The following is a 20,727-nucleotide window of genomic DNA, read 5'->3' on the forward strand; positions in this document are numbered from 1 at the left end:
TGAAGGGAAGTTTGAATAGAACAAACTTCCCTAAATTTTTGAAGAATAAATTTATTGATGGTTTTAAAAATGTTACCTTACTCTATAGTAATACCTGCGCTTGCATAACCTTCTATTATACTACTGCAGAAAATACCTGATGTTGTTATTGAAAATACCATTAATAAACGAGCTTGTGAATCAATTGGTATATTTAAATTAGTATTAATATTATTTGTAATAGTATCAATATCAACAACTTGCCCAGTTATAGGTGGCAGTATAACGCTGGCATCTGGAATTGGTGCAAAACTATTATTTGGAGTATTTGAACTGTATAATTGTGCCTTAATAGTTGCTGAGCCATCTCCTAATGAAAATGAATTGCTAGTGCTGAAATATGCCGATATTGAAGTTATAACTCCATTTCGAGGTATAGAGAAAGCTATATTTCCAATTCCACCGAGATAAATTTTACCTTTATAAATATTAATATTGTTGATTGAATTTCCAAATCCTATCAGACTTACCGTGTTAACTGTTCCATTTGAAAAAGTAGTTAACATAACTGGATCATTTGATGCAAATGGAATGATAGAACCATGTCCGGGATCTCCTTTGGGGCCTTGAGGACCTTGAGCACCAGGATCTCCTTTGTCGCCTTTAGGGCCTTGTGAGCCGGGACAACCGGGTTTACCCTGAGGGCCTTGAGGACCAGGGCATCCAGGATCACCTTTGGGACCTTGAGGACCAGGGCAGCCGGGTTTCCCTTGAGGACCCTGAGGGCCAGGGCAGCCAGGTTTACCTTGAGGGCCTTGAGGGCCAGGGCATCCAGGATCACCTTTGGGGCCTTGAGGACCAGGGCAACCGGTATTTCCTTGAGGACCTTGAGCACCAGGATCTCCTTTGTCACCTTGAGGACCCTGAGGGCCAGGGCAGCCAGGTTTACCTTGAGGGCCTTGAGGGCCAGGGCATCCAGGTCTACCTTGAGGACCTTGAGGGCCAGGGCATCCAGGATCACCTTTGGGGCCTTTAGGGCCAGGACATCCAGGCCTGCCTTGAGGACCCTGAGGACCAGGACACCCTGGGTCACCTTGAGGACCTTGAACTCCGGGATCACCCTTGTCACCTTTAGGACCCTGAGGACCTTGAATACCAGGATCACCTTTGCACCCCTTAGGGCCTTGTGGACCTGGAGGGCCAGGGCAGCCAGGATCGCCTTTGCACCCTTTAGGACCTTGCGGACCCTGAGCACCGGGATCGCCCTTGTCACCTTTAGGACCCTGGGGACCTTGAATACCGGGATCACCTTTGCATCCTTTAGGGCCTTTAGGACCTGGAGGACCAGGACATCCAGGATCACCCTTGCAGCCTTTAGGACCCTGAGGGCCTTGAGTACCAGGATCACCTTTGCACCCCTTAGGACCTTTAGGGCCTTGAGGGCCAGGACATCCAGGCTTACATTCAGGATCAGGAGGGCAAGGTTTATAGTCTGGAGATGGTGAATTACAGGTATATTTTATTAATATATAAGGTGAATTAGCAGTTCTACTACTATCGTATCCAATTAAGCTATCTACGATATTTTCTATTCCAACTAAAGTTATACCATTATTTGCAAGAGTGTTGTTGTGCCAATTAATTACTAAATTTGTTATATCTATTTTTATGAATGTTCCCACATCTGTATCAGATATTGTTTTTTTATATGGAGTTATAGAAATATCGGGTGCAGTATTCCATGTAACCGTATTTCCTCTAAAATTATTTAAGTTATTGTAGACAGTTATGGATTGGCAGGGATACTTGCAATCAAGCTTATTTTTTCTATTTACGTAAATATTTAGATAGGCATTTGATATTACAGATCCGTTTGGTATTGAATCTTCAATGTTAAATTTTAGTAAACTTGCATATGCATCTGGACATCCATTATATTGGGTGTACTCTCCGCTATATAAAGCTGGTGATGAGATAAAATTTGTATTTGGAAAAAATTCTGATATATATACATCATCAGTAGGATAAACTGTAAAAATAGCCATAAGATTGCCTCCTCATTTTCGAGTATTATTCTGTTGTAATGAAAAAGTTGTATAGTTTAATATTTGGTTAATTATAATATATGGAATTATATAGGCTTTGGTTACATTTTGTAGTTTTGTAGTAAGTAGAATTTTAATGGTAATGTAGGTATTTTATAGTACTATAATGACAAATTGATATAAATTTAGTTATTCAGAATAAAATAAGAGTTTTAAGATCCTTTTAGTATATCTATGTTTGTTAAATATATACCAAACTAATGTACATATATTTTACAAAAAAGGAATTAAGACTAAAAATATATTCAATAAATATATGAGAGGGGAACTTCCTATAAATTATCTGAAATCGTTGACAAAATAAGAGTACAGGTATATAATTTTAATAATATATAACAAGTATATACAAGCCGATATTTATAAAAATTGACTAACATATCTCTTAAAATGCCACTAAAATGCCACTTAGAAAATTTGTAAATCAGAGAATCTTGACTATTGATACTTTTTTAAGATTAAATTTAGATAAGAAATTTTTGTTAATAAATTATAAAATAAAAATTATTTAAATTTGCATGTTTATTTTTTAACATTTTTTCTGTATACTATAGTTAGTAGATAAATAAAAAAAAGTTGTTTTGTGAAAATAATAAGTTATATCTATAATTGTAGTCAAATACAATTATTTTATAAGTATAATATGGGTTTTAGGTAATTAAGTTGACTTGAGAAATAATTGCTGTTGTAAAGCTTTTATTTTGAGAAGGAGGGAATTATTAAAATGGAAGAGAAGACGATCTCAATTGACAAGGCTACATTGGAACTGCTGGAAAAAGCGAAGAAGGATGAAGTGGAAACGGCCTGGGATAGAAAGTCTGCACTAAAGACACCCTGCGGATTTGGTTCAGCTGGAGTCTGTTGCAGGAATTGTGCTATGGGACCCTGTAGAGTAAGTCCCGTACCTGGAAAGGGAGTTTCAAGGGGCATATGTGGAGCTACGGCAGATGTAATAGTTTCTAGAAATTTTGCAAGAATGGTTGCAGCAGGTACGGCGGCACATTCGGATCATGGCAGAAGTATAGCTCTTACTTTGTATCATACTAGTGAAGATGGAAATATAAAAGTTAAAGATGAGGAAAAATTAAAGAGAGTTGCAGGGAGATTTAATGTTGAAACTAAAGGAAGAGATAAATATGATATAGCACATGATGTAGCAAAGGAAGGATTGAATGATTATGGGAGACAGCTTGGAGAAGTAAATTTACCACCTTCTGTTCCGGAAAAAAGAAAAGAAATTTGGAAAAAACTTGGTATATTTCCAAGGGCAGTTGATAGAGAGATAACGGCAGTTATGCACTCAACCCACATGGGATGCAATGCGGATGCAGAGAGCATGATCAAAATGTCTATGAGATGTTCATTGACGGATGGATGGCTTGGATCATACATGGGTACGGAATTCAGCGACATAATGTATGGAACTCCTCACTCGGTAGATACTGAAGCAAATCTTGGAGTACTTGAGAAGAACTCTGTAAATGTGGTTTTACACGGACATGAACCAATTCTTTCAGAAATGATAGTACAAGCAGCCTCCGATCCGGAGCTGATAGAACTAACTAAATCAGTGGGTGCTGATGGAATAAACCTGTGTGGAATGTGTTGTACTGGAAATGAAATTAGTATGAGGCATGGAATAAAGCTGGCAGGAAACTTTATGCAGCAGGAACTGGCAGTTGTTACGGGAGCAGTGGATGCATTGATAGTAGATGTGCAGTGTATAATGCCAGCACTGGCGAAGTTGTCACAATCTTATCATACTAAGTTTATAACTACTTCACCAAAGGCGCATATTAAAGATTCAACTTATATTGAGCTGGATGAAGAACACCCGTTGGATTCGGCCAAGAAGATTTTAAGAGAGGCAATATTGAACTTCAAAAATAGAGACCAGAGCAAAGTAATGATTCCTCAATTAAAGTCAAATGCAATTGTAGGATATAGTGTAGAGGAAATTTTAAATAAATTAGATAAAGTTGTAAATACCGAGATAGGACCAATGCAAACTGTAAAACCTTTGGCAGATGTTATAGTATCTGGAGTATTGAGAGGGGCTGCAGCTGTAGTTGGATGCAACAACCCTAAGACTACTCAGGACTACAGCCATATTGAAACTATAAAGGGATTAATAGCAAATGATGTTATCGTCGTTGTTACTGGGTGTGCAGCTCAGGCAGCGGCAAAATATGGATTATTACAGAAGGAAGCAGTAAAATATGCTGGACCTGGACTAGCTACTGTATGTAAACTTGTAGATATACCACCTGTCCTTCATATGGGATCTTGTGTGGATATAAGCCGTATACTGGATCTGGTTGGAAGAGTGGCAAACCACCTGGGAGTTGACATGAGCGATCTTCCAGTAGCAGGTATAGCGCCGGAATGGATGTCTGAAAAGGCTGTGGCAATAGGTACCTATGTAGTAACTTCAGGTATTGATGTTTGGCTTGGGATAGTTCCTCCTGTAACAGGTGGGCCGGAAGTAGTGGACATTCTTACCAATAAAATTGAGGATTGGGTAGGGGCTAAATTCTTTATAGAAACAGATCCTAAAAAGGCAGTTGAACAGATTGTAAATAGAATGAATGTAAAACGCAAGAAAATAGGGATTTAAATACAGTTGTTGAAAATAAGTTAATAACGGGTTTTAATTCGTAATGGCTTAAAATGATACAAAATATTTTATCAAAGTGATACACTGAAATATCTGTGTATCACTTTGAGGAAATTTTTTATAACAATTGATGCAGCTTATGTCAAATATTAATGAAAGAGGGGGATTGCATATGAAGATGAAGATGGCTATAACAGGTAAAGGTGGTGTGGGAAAAACTACGCTTGCAGCAGTAATGAGCAGAATATATGCATCAGAAGGATATAAGGTTTTAGCTGTGGATGCGGATCCTGATCCCAATTTAGCACTGGCTCTAGGATTTCCCCCTGAGATAACTGAAAAAATTGTGCCAATTTCAGAAATGAAAAAATTAGTAGCTGAAAGAACTAAATCTACACCGGGAGCTTTTGGAAAGATGTTCAAAATAAATCCTAAAGTAGATGATATACCAGAGAGATATTGCAGAGAATATAATGGTGTTAGACTTTTAACTATGGGTACAGTTGACACCGGTGGAACAGGGTGTTTCTGTCCTGAAAATGTACTGCTGAAAAAACTGACTTCTCACTTACTTCTTCAGAATAAAGATATTGTAATAATGGATATGGAAGCTGGAATTGAACATTTGGGAAGGGGAACGGCCCAGGGTGTAGATGTATTTATTGTTGTTGTAGAACCTGGCATAAGGAGTATACAGACTTTTAAGCATGTAAAAAAATTGGCCATGGATATAGGTATTGAGAAGATATTTGTAGTAGCTAATAAAATTAAAAATAAAGAGGATGAAAATTTTGTACTTAAAAATATAGACGAAAAAGAATGTCTTGGTTTTATGCATTACAGTGGCGCGGTAGGAAGTTCTGACAGAGTTAATAAATCTCCCTATGATTCCGATAAGGAAACCGTGGAGGAGGTAAAAAAAATAAAACAAAAATTAGAGATGGGGGTATAATAAATGACTTATAAATCAGACATAGAAATAGCTCAGGAGTGTAAAATGGAGGACATAAAAGACATTGCTAAAAAACTTGATATTTCCGAAGATGACATTGAATTATACGGTAAGTATAAAGCAAAAGTGAATTATAACCTGTTAAAGACTACTCCTAGTAAAAATGGAAAACTTATACTCTGTACAGCTATAAACCCGACTCCAGCAGGAGAAGGAAAAACTACCACAGCAATAGGCGTTGCAGATGCACTGGCAAAACTCAACAAATCAGTAGTTGTTGCACTTAGAGAACCGTCCATGGGACCTGTATTTGGAATAAAAGGCGGAGCTGCCGGTGGTGGATATGCCCAGGTAGTACCTATGGAGGATATAAACCTGCATTTTACAGGAGACATACATGCATTAACTGCTGCTAACAACTTACTGGCAGCAATGATAGATAATCATATATATCAAGGTAATAAACTTAACATAGATCCGAGAAGAATTTCTTGGAGAAGATGCGTGGATATGAATGACAGACAACTTAGATTTGTTGTAGATGGATTGGGTGGAAAGGCAAATGGTACACCTAGAGAAGATGGATTTGATATAACAGTTGCTTCAGAAATTATGGCTATATTCTGTCTGTCAAGTGACATAATTGATTTGAAAAACAGAATTGCTAAAATAGTTGTAGGCTACACTAGAGATGGCAAACCTGTAACGGCTCACGACTTAAAAGCTGAGGGAGCTATGGCGGCACTTCTTAAAGATGCATTAAAGCCAAATTTAGTTCAAACTCTTGAAGGAACACCTGCATTTGTACACGGTGGACCATTTGCAAATATAGCTCATGGATGCAATTCGATAATGGCTACTAGAATGGCACTGCATTTTGGCGATTATGTAGTTACAGAGGCAGGATTCGGTGCTGACCTCGGTGCTGAAAAATTCCTTGATATCAAATGCAGAATGGCAGGGTTAAAACCGGATGCAGTAATAATAGTTGCTACAGTAAGGGCGCTGAAATACAATGGTGGAGTTCCAAAAGCTGAATTAAATAGTGAAAATTTGGAAGCTCTTGAAAAGGGACTTCCTAATCTGTTAAAACATGTAGAGAATATAACTAAGGTATATAAACTGCCTGCAGTTGTTGCGTTGAATGCTTTCCCTACTGATACAAAAGCTGAACTTAAATTGGTGGAAGATAAGTGTAAGGAATTGGGCGTAAATGTTAAGTTGTCGGAAGTATGGGCAAAAGGCGGCGAAGGTGGAATAGAAGTTGCCAAAGAAGTACTGAATCTTATAGAAAACGGCAGGAATGATTTTCAGTTTGCCTATGATGAAAAACTTTCAATTAGAGAAAAGATAAGAACTATAGCTCAAAGAATATATGGTGCTGATGATGTTAATTTTACAAGTCAGGCAGAAAAGGAAATTGATGAATTGGAGAAACTAGGTTTTGGACAGACTCCGGTTTGTATAGCTAAAACTCAATACTCCCTTACTGATGATCAGACTAAACTTGGAAGACCTACGGGGTTCAAGATTACAGTAAGACAGGTTACAGTTTCGGCAGGGGCAGGTTTTGTGGTTGCAGTAACTGGTTCGATAATGAAGATGCCAGGGCTTGGAAAAGTTCCATCTGCCGAAAAAATAGATGTGGATGAAAATGGAGTGATAAGTGGATTATTCTAGGATGTTTTAGGAGGTGGCAATATGAAATTGGCAGATAAAACCTGCAGGGATTTTGTGGAGGTTTTAGCTTCTAAATCAGCCACACCAGGTGGAGGCGGAGCTTCTGCAATTGTAGGAGCCATAGGTATGGCACTTGGAAGTATGGTGTGCAATCTTACTATAGGCAAGAAAAAGTATGCCCAATATGATGAAAAGGTAAAGGGAATATTGAAAAAGGCTGCTGATTTACAGGATGAACTTTTAAAATTGACAGATGAGGATGCAGAGTGTTTTCTCCCGCTTTCCAGGGCTTATGGAATGCCTAAAAATACTGAACAGGAAAGGAAATTGAAATCGGAGACTTTGGAAAGGTGTTTAAAGGAAGCCTGCAGTGTTCCGGTAAATATTGTTAAGAAAGCCTATGAAGCCATTGAACTTCACGAGGCACTTGTAGACAACTGTTCAAAGCTTGCCATAAGTGATGTGGGAGTAGGAGTTCAGTGTCTTAAAGCTGCTATTATTGGAGCACAGCTCAATGTAATAATAAACATAAATTCTATTAAAGATGAGGAATATGTAAAAAAAGTAAAATTAGAAACAGAGCCCTTAGTTGATAAGGGTGCTGAAATTGCCGATAAAGTGTACAAGAAAGTTCTAGATAAGCTTTGTAAGTGAGAAATATGATAACTTCGCAGGAAATATTTGTGTTTCTTGCGAAGACATTTATCAATCAATTCTAGTTTGACATGCAGTTAATTTTAAATGTGAAGGAGATTATAAGTATGGGTCAGATAATTAAAGGTAAACCTGTGGCAGATGCCATAAGTGAAACTTTAACTAAAGAAGTTGAAAATTTAAAGGTAAAGGGTATTACTCCAAAACTTGTAATAGTGAGAGTTGGAGCAAACGGAAGTGACCTTGCTTATGAAAGAGGAGCTTTAAAAAGATGCAGTAAAATTGGAATAGACGCAGCTGTCAGGGAGTTACCTGAAGACATAGCACAGGATAAATTTATTGAAGAACTGAAAAAAGTAAATGAAGACAAGAGTGTAAACGGGATAATGGTGTTTAGACCTTTCCCAAAGCAGCTGGATGAAAATGTCATAAAATATGTAATTGCCCCCGAAAAAGATATGGACTGTTTTAGCCCTGTAAATGTTGCAAAAGTGATGGAAAAAGATAAAACGGGTTTTGCCCCTTGTACTCCATCTGCGGTTATAGAGATATTAAGGCACTATAAGGTACCTATGCAGGGGAAGCGTGCAGTTATAATAGGAAGATCCATGATAGTTGGAAAGCCAATGGCCATGCTTCTTTTAAATGAAAACTCTACAGTTACAATATGTCATTCCAAAACTGTGGATATGCCAGAGGTTTGTTCGGAAGCGGATATACTTGTAGTGGGTATAGGAAGAGCTAAAATGATAGATTCAAAGTATGTAAAAGATGGTGCCGTAGTCATAGATGTGGGAATAAACGTAGATAAAAATGGAAAGATCTGTGGAGATGTGAATACAGCGGATTGTGAGCCAAAAGCTTCAATGATTACGCCTGTGCCGGCAGGAGTGGGCTCGGTAACGTCTTCCATATTGGCACAACATGTTATAAAAGCCTGCAAATTGCAAAATAATTTATAGGCCTTTGAATAAATGGAGGGGTAAGATATGATTATTTCAGAAAAGAAACCTTTTGAGGAGTTACTGGATTATCTCAAGGACAGCAAAAAAGTAATAATCACTGGATGTTCACTTTGTGCTTCTACCTGTAAAGTAGGTGGAGAAGAAGAAGTGATGGAAATGAAAACTAAACTAGAGGAAAATGGTAAAGAAGTTCTAGGCTATAAAATACTTGATCCTTCCTGTAGTTTTTTGAAAACGAGAAAAGATTTAAAATCCATGAAATCCGAATTAAAAGAAGCAGATGCAATTTTGTCTCTGTCCTGTGGGGATGGGACGCAGACTGTAGCCAAGTTGGTTGATATTCCTGTTTATCCGGGGAATAATACCATGTTTATAGGTGAAGTAGAAAGGGTAGGCCAGTATTCTGAGGCTTGCAGAGCCTGTGGGAACTGTCAGCTTGGGTGGACTGGTGGAATATGTCCTGTTACTCTGTGTGCAAAGGGGCTTTTAAATGGTCCCTGCGGCGGGGCGAGAGACGGCAAATGTGAGGTCAATCCCGAGAATGATTGTGCCTGGATACTAATATATAATAGGTTGAAGGAATTGGGGCAGCTTGATAATCTGGAAGAGTTAAGAGAACCAAGAGATTATCAGATAAGCTCACACCCTAGGAAGATAAACTTGAGAGCTAAGTAATGATCAAAAGGAGGATTTAAAAATGAGCTTGCTAAAAGAAGCTTTTAAAAAGGGTGATTTTGCAGTTACAGCTGAAATGGCACCTCCCAAGGGAACGGATCTTTCTCATTTAATTGAGTGTGCCAATAATGTGAAGGGAAGGGTTCATGGGGTAAATGTTACAGATTTTCAATCTGCTACGTTAAAAGCCACATCTCTTGCTACTTGTAAAGTACTAAAGGATGCAGGATTAGAACCAGTACTTCAAATAACGGGAAGAGACAGGAATAGGATAGCAATTCAGGGCGAACTTTTATCTGCAGGTGTATTTGGAATAGAAAATGTTTTGGCACTTACAGGAGATTATACTGGTGTAGGAGATCATCCGGGAGCTAAGCCGGTTTATGATCTTGACAGTGTCGGCATATTACAAGTAGCCAGTGCTTTAGCTGCTGGAAAAGATATGAGTGGAAATGATTTAAATGGAGTTCCTAAATTCTATTTAGGAGCCTGTGTTACCCCTAAGTATGAGCCGTTGGAGCTTCAGATTATTAAAATGAGGAAAAAAATTAAAGCTGGAGCTAAATTTTTTCAAACTCAAGCTGTTTATGATATAGATATTTTAAGGGAATTTAAAGAAAAAACTAAAGATTTAAACGCCAAGATTATGATTGGCATAATACCCTTGAAATCGGCTGGTATGGCCAAATATATGAATAAAAATGTACCGGGGATATTTGTACCTGAGGAACTTATTGACAGAATGAAAAATGCTGAAGACAAGGTTAAAGAAGGTATAAAGATATCAGCAGAATTTATAAGACGTATAAAAGAAGAAAAATTATTTGATGGAGTTCATATAATGGCCATTGGGGCTGAAGAGAATGTGCCTTTGATATTGGATGAAGCAGGATTATAAAATAGGGGGAGCGATTATAATGAAATTAGTTGTGATTGGAGGAGGACCAGGCGGATATGTAGCTGCTGTCCAGGCTGCTATTTTAGGGGCAGATGTAACTGTGATTGAAAAGGGATATCTGGGTGGTACCTGTTTAAATGTAGGATGTATACCTACTAAAGCACTGCTTGCTTGTTCAGATGTCTTAAATGTAACAAGAGATGCATCGAAATTTGGAATTGATTTTGAGGGAGAAGCAAAAGTTGATTTTGACTTTATTATGAAGAGAAAAAATAAAATTGTAGCTCAGCTGGTTAAAGGAATAGAAGCGATATTAAAATACAGGGGAATAAAAATTGTAAAAGGTACGGGAAAACTTTTAAATAGCAGTGAAATAGAAGTAGATAGAGAAGATGGAACCAAGGAGACTGTAAAGGCAGATAAGATTGTGCTTGCCACTGGCTCCGTACCTGTGGCACCTAAATTTTTTAAATATGACGGTAAAAGGGTTATAACCTCTGATGAGGTACTTAATTTAAATAAGCTTCCAAAATCCATGATTATAGTAGGAGGAGGCCCTATAGGCTGTGAAATAGGATATTTCCTTCACTGCGTGGGAACTGAAGTCAAAGTAGTGGAAATGCTGCCTCACCTGGCACCTCTTGAAGATGAAGATGTGGCAAAACAACTTCAAAGAGCTTTTAAACGGGAAAAAATAAAGTATTTTGTAGGAGATGGCATATCCGGTGTAGAAGTTAAGGAAAATGGAGTAACTGCTGTACTGAAAAGTGGAAAAGTTCTGGAAGCGGAAACCATGCTGGTAGCTGTTGGAAGAAGGGCTTATACTGATGGTTTAGGATTGGACAATGTTGGAATTAAAACTGATAAAAGAGGTAGAATAATTGTAGATGAGTATTTGGAAACTAATGTAAAGGGCATTTATGCCATAGGTGATTTACTGCCCAGTGCGGCTCTTGCACATGTTGCTTCTAGGGAGGGTATTGTAGCTGTTTACAATGCTGTACTGAATAAAAAGAAGAAAATGAGCTATAGAGCTGTTCCGGGTTGTATATTTGTAGAACCTGAAGTGGCATCTGTAGGAATGAAGGAAAGCGAAGCAAAGGATAGAGGAATAGACTATAAGATTGGGAAATTCGATTTTAGAGGTCTTGGGAAAGCCCAGGCTATGGGCAAATTCCAGGGATTTGTAAAGATAATTACAGATGAAAAAGATGTTATTATTGGAGCTGCAATAGTAGGAGAACGGGCTACAGATATGATTGGTGAACTCACTGTTGCCTGTGAATTGGGGTTGACTGCAGAGCAGATAGGGGAAGTTATTCACCCCCATCCCACACTTTCTGAGGGAATAATGGAAGCACTCCATGATGTCCATAATCAATGCATTCACTCTATTAAATAGGGATCATGTCTCTGGGGATATATGTACTGGTAGAATTTTTAAATTAAAATGTTTATAGATAATTTTTATCATGGCAATATAAGGAGGTTGAACTATGGGATACAAAATAGCTGTAGCAGGTAAGGGAGGCACGGGCAAAACTACACTGACAGGTCTTTTAATTGACTATCTTATAAAAAAAGGCGCTGGGCCTATTCTGGCAGTCGATGCCGATGCCAACTCTAATTTAAATGAAGTGCTTGGAACAGAAATTGAAGAAACTATAGGGGAAATAAAAGAGGATGTAAATCAAAGATCACTTTCAGGAGATAGTTTTCCGGGGGGCATGAGAAAGGCAGATTATCTGAAGTATAAATTAAATGCTTCAATGACTGAAGGTGATGGATACGATCTTATTGTCATGGGAAGATCTCAGGGACCAGGATGCTATTGTTATGTTAATGGGATACTTAAAGCGGAGGTAGATTCACTTTCAGGAAATTATGACTACATAGTAGTTGACAATGAGGCCGGTATGGAACACCTTAGCAGAAAGCTTATAGATCCCATTGATACCCTACTTCTCATAAGTGACTGTTCCAGAAGAGGTATACAGGCTGTAGGAAGAATAAGGCAGCTGGTTTCAGAATTAAATTTAAAAGTTGGTCAGATTTTTCTCATAGTCAACAGAGCTCCAGGAGGCAAATTAAATGCCGGGATAAAGAAAGAAATAGAAAAGCAAGAATTGGATTTAATCGGAGTTGTGCCTATGGATCAGATGGTGTATGACTATGACTCGGATGGCAAGGCGCTGGTAGACCTGCCAGATAATTCCCCATGTAGGAAAGCATTGAATGAAATATTATCGAAAATTGAATTTAAAAAGTAACTAAGTAACTATAAGGAGGCAACATTATGTTAAAAAAACCAGCACAAAAATATTCAGGTAAAATTGGTGAAGTTGAAATTGGAACTGGAGAAAAAGCTATAAAATTGGGCGGTGAAGCAGTATTGCCATTTTACAGCTTTGATGGGAATACTGGAAATGCACCAAAAATTGGTATGGAGATTTCAGATATTTATCCAGAGGATTGGACAGACGCGTTGAAAGAACTGTATAAGGATGTTTCAAGTGATGCTGTAAAATGGGCGCAATTTGTTGAAGAAAAATACAGCCCAGATTTCATATGCTTAAGACTTATAAGTGCAGATCCCAATGGAGAGGATGCATCACCAGAGGATTGTGCACAAAAAGTTAAAGCGGTAGTTGAAGCCATAAAGACTCCTTTGGTAATTGCAGGTACTGGCAACCATGAAAAGGATGCAAAATTATTTGAAAAAATTGCACAGGAAACGGAAGGACGCAATGTGCTTTTAATGTCTGCTGTAGAGGATAATTATAAAACCATAGGAGCAGCTGGTGTATTAGCTTATAACAACAAAATTGTAGCTGAATCTTCAGTGGATATAAATCTGGCAAAGCAGATAAACATTTTAGTAAATCAACTTGGAATTGATAATGAAAAGCTTGTAGATAATGTAGGATGTTCGGCAGGCGGGTATGGATATGAATATGTTATATCAACTTTGGACAGAGTAAAGCTTGCAGCTTTAACTCAAAATGATAAAACACTTCAAGTTCCAATCATCACTCCGGTTTCTTTCGAGACCTGGAAGGTGAAGGAATCGATAGAGCCGGAAGCAGACACTCCAGAATGGGGAAACCAGGACGACAGGGGAGTTTCTATGGAAGTTGCAGCAGCTTCAGGAGTATTGGCTTCAGGAAGTAATGCTATAATACTCCGCCATCCTAAGTCTGTGGAGATAATGAGAAGTTTTATTAATGAACTATTGGGATAATAAGAAAACTATACTTGTATTTAAATTAAGGAGGATTCAAAATGGCTTTAACAGGATTAGGTATATTTAAGTTAACACCCAAAAAAAATTGTAAGGATTGTGGATTCCCAACTTGCCTGGCTTTTTCAATGAAGGTGGCATCTGGAGCGGTGGAAATAAGTAAATGCCCCCATATGAGCAAAGAGTCTATAGAAAAATTAGCAGAAGCTACAGCACCCCTTATGAAGACAATAACTGTAGGAAAAGGGGATACGGAATATAAATTAGGTGGAGAAACTGTTCTATTCAGGCATGAAAAAACACTTGTAAATAGAAATAGATTTGCAGTACTTTTATCAGAGAATATGGAAGATTCGGAAATAGATACTAAGATTCAGCATATGAAAGATGTGAAGTATGTTAGAATCGGTGAAGAGATGAAAACTGAATTTGTTGCCTTGAGATATGTTTCAAATAAAGATAAATATCTTGCACTGATAAACAGAGTAAAATCCAGCGGATTAAAGGTGGCTTATATATTAGTTTGCGAGGACGCAGCAGTTATGAAGGAAGCACTGCCCATAGTAAAAGACGAAAACCCTCTGGCCTATGGTGCAAACAAAGACAATTTTAAGGATATGGTAGAACTTGTAAAACAGGACAATATACCTTTGGGAGTAAAAGCAGATAATCTGGAGGAACTCTATACATTGGTAGAAGGAATTCAAAAATTAGGATATAAGAATCTGGTTTTGGATCCTGGTTCAAAATCCATAAAGGAAACTTTTGAAAATACAGTTCAGATAAGGAGAATAAATCTTCAAGGACAGGATAGAACTTTTGGATATCCTTCCATACTGTTTTTAAATGAGCTTGCAAAGGGAGATAAATTCCAAGAGGTGACCTTATCCACGTTATTTACCATGAAATATGGTTCAATACTTGTTTTAAGTGACATGGATTATTGTAGGGCGCTGCCGCTGTATGGAATAAGACAAAATATATTTACGGATCCTCAAAAACCAATGAGGGTAGAAGTTGGAGTGTACGGGCTCAATAATGCAGATGATAATTCACCTGTAATGTGTACCGTTGACTTTGCACTGACTTACTTTATAGTTTCAGGAGAAGTTGAGAGATCAAAGATGCCTGTGTGGATGGTTATCCCTGATGCAGGAGGATATTCTGTTTTAACTTCCTGGGCTGCGGGTAAATTTACCGGCAGTGTAATAGCTGATATGGTGAAAAATAGTGGAATAGAACAAAAAACTAAGAACAGAACTCTTATAATTCCTGGAAAAGTTGCAGTTTTAAAAGGTGAATTGGAAGAAAATCTTCCAGACTGGAACATAGTGGTGGGCACTACGGAAGCTATGTATATTCCTAAATTGTTAAAGGAAATGGCGGTAAAATAGTAAATTTTTAATAAAACAGTTGCTGGCTGAGAAATTTTAACCAGCAGCTGAAAATATAAAAATTAGGAGGTCGTCTAATAATGGATAAATTTATGATCATAGGTGAAAGAATTCACTGTATATCTCCAACAATCAGAAAGGCTATTGAGGAAAGAAATACTGCACCTATATTTAAAAGAGCTAAAGAACAATTGGATGCAGGAGCTGATTATTTAGATTTGAATATAGGACCTGCAGGAAAAGATGGAGAAGAAATAATGCAGTGGGCTGTTAAGGCACTTCAAAGCGAATTCGATAATGTTCCACTGGCGCTTGATACTACAAATAAAAAAGCAATTGAAGCAGGTCTTAAAATATACAATAGGGAAAAAGGTAAACCTATAATAAATTCTGCAGATGCAGGGGAGAGAATTGGGAACATAGATCTAGCTGCAGAATATGATGCCATGTGTATAGCATTGTGTGCAAAAGAGGGAATTACAAAAGATAATGATGAGAGAATAGCATATTGTACGGAAATGCTTGAAAAAGCCATGGAACTTGGAATGGAGCCTACTGATTTACTATTTGATCCACTGTTTTTAGTGATAAAGGGTATGCAGGATAAACAGAAAGAAGTATTGGAAGCTATTAAGTTGATAAGTGAAATGGAACTCAGGACCTGCTGCGGACTCAGCAATGTATCCAATGGAGCACCAAAGGAAATAAGACCTATAATGGATTCCACTTATGCAGCTATGGCAATACAAAGCGGACTGACTTCTGCAATAATGAATCCTTGTGATAAAAGATTGATGGAAACAATAAAGACCTGTGATGTTATAAATGGAGCTGTGTTGTATGCAGATTCCTACTTAGAGTTATAGTCTTTTAATATTTAAAAATAGGAGGAGCTAAAAATGAATTTATTTCAAACTATATTCACTGGTTCAAAACAGGCTTTGGCAGCAGCTGAGGGCATAGTTAAACAAGCTGTGGATGAAAAGGGTAAAGATTATAAAGTGGCCTTCCCGGATACTGCATATTCACTTCCGGTAATTTTTGCAGCTACAGGAAAAAAGATAACCAATGTGGGGGAATTAGAGGGGGCTCTGGACATAGTCAGAAGTCTTATAGTAGAAGAGGAAACTCTTGATAAAGCTCTGAATTCGGGTCTTGCAACGGCCGTAGCAGCTGAGATAATAGAAGCAGCTAAATATGTATTGTCTGATGCTCCTTATACTGAGCCCTGTGTTGGATTTATATCCGATCCAATAATACGATCTCTTGGAGTACCGCTTGTTACAGGAGATATACCAGGTGTAGCAGTTGTGTTGGGAGAATGTCCGGACGTTGATACTGCATCTAAGATCATAAAAGATTATCAGTCAAAAGGACTGCTTACGTTTTTGGTGGGAAAGGTAATAGATCAGGCTGTAGAGGGAAAAGTTAAGATGGGACTTGACCTTAGAGTTATTCCTCTTGGATACGATGTTACTTCCGTAATACATGTTGTAACTGTAGCTATAAGAGCTGGACTCATATTTGGAGGAATCAAAGGCGGTGCGCTTCAGGAAATGCTGCAGTATACTGCGGAGAGGGTGCCTGCTTTTGTAAATGCTTTTGGACCATTGAGTGAACTTGTGGTTTCTGCCGGAGCAGGGGCTATAGCTCTTGGATTCCCTGTAATAACTGATCAGGATGTAACGGAAGTACCTACACTTTTATTGACTCAAAAGGATTATGATAAATTCGTCAAGACCTCTTTAGAAGCTAGAAAAATAAAGATAAAGATAACTGAGATTCCAATTCCAGTTGCTTTTGCTGCAGCTTTTGAAGGTGAAAGAATAAGGAAGAATGACATGCTTGCAGAATTTGGAGGGGGCAAAACTGAAGCCTGGGAATTGGTAATGAATGTGGATCCTGGAGAAATTGAGGATCATAAAATAGAGCTTATAGGTCCGGATATTGACACTATAGACAAAGCACCTGGAAGAATGCCTCTTGGAATGCTTGTGAAGGTAGCAGGAGCTAATATGCAGAAAGACTTTGAACCGGTACTTGAAAGGAGACTTCATTATTTTCTAAATTATATAGAGGGAGTAATGCATGTAGGACAGAGAAATCTGACCTGGGTTAGAATAGGCAAGGAAGCTTATGATAAAGGGTTTAGACTGAAGCATTTTGGAGAAGTGATATATGCTAAGATGTTGGATGAATTTGGTTCTGTTGTAGACAAATGTGAAATTATTATAACTACAGATCCAGCTAAAACTTCAGAATTAAAGGAAAAATATGCTATGCCAAGATATACAGAAAGGGATGCTAGACTTGTATCTCTGGTAGATGAAAAAGTTGATACTTTTTATTCCTGTAATCTATGTCAGTCCTTTGCACCTGCACATGTATGTATAATAACACCTGAAAGACTTGGGCTCTGCGGAGCAGTTTCCTGGCTGGATGCTAAAGCTACACTTGAATTAAATCCTACAGGACCATGTCAGGCGGTACCTAAGGAAGGTGTAATTGATGAAAATGCAGGCATCTGGGAGAAAGTCAATGAAACTGTTTCAAAAATATCTCAAGGTGCTGTAAACAATGTTACCTTGTATAGTATTTTACAGGATCCTATGACTTCCTGTGGATGTTTTGAATGTATCACGGGTATAATGCCGGAGGCCAATGGTGTTGTAATAGTAAACAGAGAATATGCTTCCATGACTCCCCTTGGAATGACCTTTGGTGAACTGGCATCCATGACCGGCGGCGGAGTTCAGACTCCTGGATTCATGGGACACGGCAGACCTTTTATATCTTCAAAGAAGTTCATGAAAGCCGAGGGTGGAATCGCCAGAATAGTCTGGATGCCTAAGGAGTTAAAGGATTTTGTAGCAGAAAAATTGAATAAGACAGCTAAAGAGCTCTATGATATAGATAATTTTTCAGATATGATATGTGATGAAACCATTGCTACTGAATCTGAAGATGTGATGAAATTCCTGGAGGAAAAGGGGCATCCTGCACTTACTATGGATCCTATAATGTAGTAAATTTGATAGAAGGATAACGGAAACAGGAGATCATTGTTTCTGTTATCCCCAATATTTAAAATTATAAAAGAGGTGGTATCTATGAATTTTCCGGAGAAATTGTACTATAGTAAGGAGCATACCTGGGCAAAAGTGGAAGGTGATACAGCACTTATAGGTATAAGCGATTTTGCCCAGGAGCAGCTGGGTGAAATACTATTTGTGGAAATGCCAGAAGTGGGAGATGAAGTCGTAAAGGACAGTTCTTTTGGAGTAGTTGAATCATCTAAAAAGGCATCGGATACGATATCTCCATTATCCGGTGAAGTAGTCGAAATCAATGAGAAGCTGGATGATGAGCCTGAATATATAAATGAAGATCCTTATGATGCGTGGATAATAAAAATAAAGATAAAGGATGACAGCGAGATTAAAGACCTGTTGAGTTCCTCTGAATATGAATCAGGATTGGAATAGATAATTTGCTGCTTTTTGTAAAGGAGGTATTTGCAAGATATGGTGAGAATAAAATTTAATCCTTATGGAAGGGAAATAGAAGTCCCAGATGGGGAAAATCTCTTGGAAGCTGTAAGAAAAGCTGGTATATTTATGGACACTCCATGTAATGGAAGTGGAGCTTGTGGAAAATGTAAAGTTAGGGTAATAAGCGGCAATATTATTTCGATGAGCAGCAAAAATATCACCGAAACGGAGAAAAAAAATGGGTATGTACTTGCTTGCCAAAGTATTATCAAGGGCAATGCAGTTGTTGAAATACCTGAAACTGAGTCATCTTCAATGCATGGTATGAAGATAGAGGACTTTTCCAGCAGCAGGGAAAAAGATATATTTAATGATTCCAGAGAGCGTATGCTGAAAAGTGGCATGAAATTTGGAACCTATGTAAAAAAGGAATATCTGGAACTTGATCCACCTACATTGGATGACAATATATCTGATTTTGAGAGACTGAAAAGGCATGTGAAAAAACAGCTGAATTATAATAGTGTATTTTGCAGGCTTCCCATATTGAAGAAAATACCTAAACTCTTAAGGAAAGCAGATTTTAAGATTACCATAACTCATATACCCAGGGGGAAAGAAAAGACTACAATCATCAATATAGAAGAGGGAGACAAAACTAAAGAGCTCTATGGAGCAGCGGTGGATATAGGGACTACTTCCGTAGCAGCTTGCTTGGTGGATTTATACAACGGTGAATTGATTGCAAAAGCTTCTTCGGGAAACGCCCAAATGAAGTATGGTGCAGATGTTATAAATAGAATAATATATTCTACTAAAGGCAGCGGGCTTGAAGAATTGAATCATGCTGTAATACAGGAAACTATAAATCCGCTGCTTAGTAAAATGTATATGGATTCTGGGATATCAAGGGATCAGGTAGTATCTTTTGTCGCAGCTGGAAATACTACCATGTCCCATCTTTTTCTGGGAGTATACCCGAACTTTCTGAGAATGGAACCCTATATACCTGCTTTTGTGAAGACACCTTTTATAAAGGCTTCAGAGCTCGATATAGAAGTTAATCCTGAGACGTTTATATACCTGGTACCTTCTGTAGCAAGCTATGTAGGTGGAGACATATCTTCAGGGGTGCTGTCTTCAGGGATCTGGAACAGCGAGGAAAATATACTTTTTATAGACCTGGGAACCAATGGGGAAATAGTATTTGGAAATAGTGAATATCTCATGACTTGTGCCTGCTCTGCAGGACCGGCCTTTGAGGGCGGAGAGATAAGCTGCGGTATGAGGGCGTCCGGTGGTGCTGTAGAAAAAGTCAGCATTGACAGCAGTTATGAGCCTACTTTAAAGGTCATTGGTCAGGAAAAACCCCTTGGAATATGCGGTTCTGGTATTATAGATCTTATATGTGAGATGATGTTTGCCGGAATCATAGACAGGAAGGGGAAAATTGTAAGAGATCTGGATACCAATAGGATTAGATTTGACGAACATGGAATTGGGGAATATATTTTGGCATTTAAGGAACAGTGTGATTTGGAAAGGGATATCAGTATAACAGAAGTTGATATAGATAATTTTATAAGGGCAAAAGCAGCTATATATTCTGGAATTACTACGCTTTTGAAGGATCTATCCATGGATTTTACTGACATTGATAAAATATATATAGCAGGTGGTATAGGAAATAGCCTTGACATAGGTAATGCGGTTAAGATAGGAATGCTGCCCGATATAGATCAGAATAAAATCCACTATATAGGCAATAGTTCACTCATGGGATGTTATTTGACCCTTATGAGTGAAGATGCGAGGCGTAAATTGGAAGAGATAGCCAACAGTATGACTTATGTGGAACTAAGTGTTGAACCGGAGTATATGGATGAATTTGTATCAGCCTGCTTTTTACCTCATACGGATATAGACAAATTTCCTACTGTTAAGAGGTGCTTCAATAAGTCTGTGTAAAAACTTTTTAGTGGTTGTTTTAATAGCATATTAGAAAGAGTATACTTAAATTTAAGGAAGTGTTTTATAATCCTGTAGATTGATATGAAATTTTTTGTGTGAGTTAAAAAG

The 20,727-nt window shown here is 38.0% G+C and carries 16 protein-coding genes; 15 read left to right on the forward strand and 1 reads right to left on the reverse strand.

Annotation, left to right across the window (positions count from 1 at the left end; all coding sequences use genetic code 11):
• Positions 1 to 77: 77 nt before the first annotated feature.
• Positions 78 to 2,024: an exosporium glycoprotein BclB-related protein gene (locus LN736_RS07825; protein ID WP_229981304.1), complete on the reverse strand. Its 1,947-nt coding sequence runs from the start codon at positions 2,022 to 2,024 to the stop codon at positions 78 to 80.
• 781 nt (positions 2,025 to 2,805) lie between these two features.
• On the opposite strand from LN736_RS07825, the gene cooS reads away from it, so the two are divergent.
• From cooS to acsV, 15 genes are all read left to right on the forward strand, one after another.
• The gene (cooS, locus tag LN736_RS07830) at positions 2,806 to 4,698 is read left to right on the forward strand and encodes an anaerobic carbon-monoxide dehydrogenase catalytic subunit (RefSeq protein WP_229981305.1); all 1,893 of its coding nucleotides are present in this window, start codon (positions 2,806 to 2,808) and stop codon (positions 4,696 to 4,698) included.
• 178 nt (positions 4,699 to 4,876) lie between these two features.
• The gene (locus tag LN736_RS07835) at positions 4,877 to 5,650 is read left to right on the forward strand and encodes an ATP-binding protein (protein ID WP_179978551.1); all 774 of its coding nucleotides are present in this window, start codon (positions 4,877 to 4,879) and stop codon (positions 5,648 to 5,650) included.
• A gap of 3 nt (positions 5,651 to 5,653) precedes the next feature.
• Positions 5,654 to 7,330 carry a formate--tetrahydrofolate ligase gene (locus LN736_RS07840; RefSeq protein WP_150357348.1) on the forward strand — a complete coding sequence of 559 codons (1,677 nt, stop codon included), beginning with the start codon at positions 5,654 to 5,656 and terminating at the stop codon, positions 7,328 to 7,330.
• A gap of 21 nt (positions 7,331 to 7,351) precedes the next feature.
• A complete protein-coding gene (locus tag LN736_RS07845) occupies positions 7,352 to 7,984 on the forward strand; it encodes a cyclodeaminase/cyclohydrolase family protein (protein ID WP_150357350.1) in 633 nt (210 codons plus the stop codon).
• Positions 7,985 to 8,091: 107 nt separating this feature from the next.
• Positions 8,092 to 8,946 (forward strand): bifunctional 5,10-methylenetetrahydrofolate dehydrogenase/5,10-methenyltetrahydrofolate cyclohydrolase, encoded by an 855-nt coding sequence (locus LN736_RS07850; RefSeq protein WP_229981306.1) that lies wholly within the window; start codon positions 8,092 to 8,094, stop codon positions 8,944 to 8,946.
• A 27-nt stretch (positions 8,947 to 8,973) separates the two neighbouring features.
• Positions 8,974 to 9,624 (forward strand): methylenetetrahydrofolate reductase C-terminal domain-containing protein, encoded by a 651-nt coding sequence (locus LN736_RS07855; protein WP_150357353.1) that lies wholly within the window; start codon positions 8,974 to 8,976, stop codon positions 9,622 to 9,624.
• Positions 9,625 to 9,646: 22 nt separating this feature from the next.
• The gene (locus LN736_RS07860; RefSeq protein WP_150357355.1) at positions 9,647 to 10,522 is read left to right on the forward strand and encodes a methylenetetrahydrofolate reductase; all 876 of its coding nucleotides are present in this window, start codon (positions 9,647 to 9,649) and stop codon (positions 10,520 to 10,522) included.
• A 19-nt stretch (positions 10,523 to 10,541) separates the two neighbouring features.
• Positions 10,542 to 11,924 carry a dihydrolipoyl dehydrogenase gene (gene lpdA, locus LN736_RS07865; protein ID WP_229981307.1) on the forward strand — a complete coding sequence of 461 codons (1,383 nt, stop codon included), beginning with the start codon at positions 10,542 to 10,544 and terminating at the stop codon, positions 11,922 to 11,924.
• 94 nt (positions 11,925 to 12,018) lie between these two features.
• Entirely contained in the window at positions 12,019 to 12,792 is a 774-nt protein-coding gene (locus LN736_RS07870) for an ATP-binding protein (RefSeq protein WP_229981308.1), read from the forward strand.
• Between the two features lie 26 nt (positions 12,793 to 12,818).
• Positions 12,819 to 13,763, forward strand: coding sequence for an acetyl-CoA decarbonylase/synthase complex subunit delta (gene acsD / locus LN736_RS07875; RefSeq protein ID WP_229981309.1), 945 nt, complete (start codon positions 12,819 to 12,821; stop codon positions 13,761 to 13,763).
• A gap of 41 nt (positions 13,764 to 13,804) precedes the next feature.
• Positions 13,805 to 15,157, forward strand: a complete 1,353-nt coding sequence (gene acsC, locus LN736_RS07880) for an acetyl-CoA decarbonylase/synthase complex subunit gamma (RefSeq protein WP_150357363.1) — start codon at positions 13,805 to 13,807, stop codon at positions 15,155 to 15,157.
• A gap of 80 nt (positions 15,158 to 15,237) precedes the next feature.
• Positions 15,238 to 16,023, forward strand: a complete 786-nt coding sequence (gene acsE / locus LN736_RS07885) for a carbon monoxide dehydrogenase/acetyl-CoA synthase methytransferase subunit (RefSeq protein WP_150357364.1) — start codon at positions 15,238 to 15,240, stop codon at positions 16,021 to 16,023.
• Between the two features lie 33 nt (positions 16,024 to 16,056).
• Positions 16,057 to 18,183 (forward strand): acetyl-CoA decarbonylase/synthase complex subunit alpha/beta, encoded by a 2,127-nt coding sequence (gene acsB, locus LN736_RS07890; RefSeq protein WP_150357366.1) that lies wholly within the window; start codon positions 16,057 to 16,059, stop codon positions 18,181 to 18,183.
• A gap of 84 nt (positions 18,184 to 18,267) precedes the next feature.
• The gene (gene gcvH, locus LN736_RS07895) at positions 18,268 to 18,642 is read left to right on the forward strand and encodes a glycine cleavage system protein GcvH (protein WP_150357368.1); all 375 of its coding nucleotides are present in this window, start codon (positions 18,268 to 18,270) and stop codon (positions 18,640 to 18,642) included.
• Between the two features lie 39 nt (positions 18,643 to 18,681).
• Positions 18,682 to 20,616, forward strand: coding sequence for a corrinoid activation/regeneration protein AcsV (gene acsV, locus LN736_RS07900; RefSeq protein ID WP_150357370.1), 1,935 nt, complete (start codon positions 18,682 to 18,684; stop codon positions 20,614 to 20,616).
• The last annotated feature ends 111 nt before the right edge of the window (positions 20,617 to 20,727 follow it).

This window comes from Clostridium aromativorans (assembly GCF_020908015.1).
GTDB classification, from domain to species: domain Bacteria; phylum Bacillota; class Clostridia; order Clostridiales; family Clostridiaceae; genus Clostridium_B; species Clostridium_B aromativorans.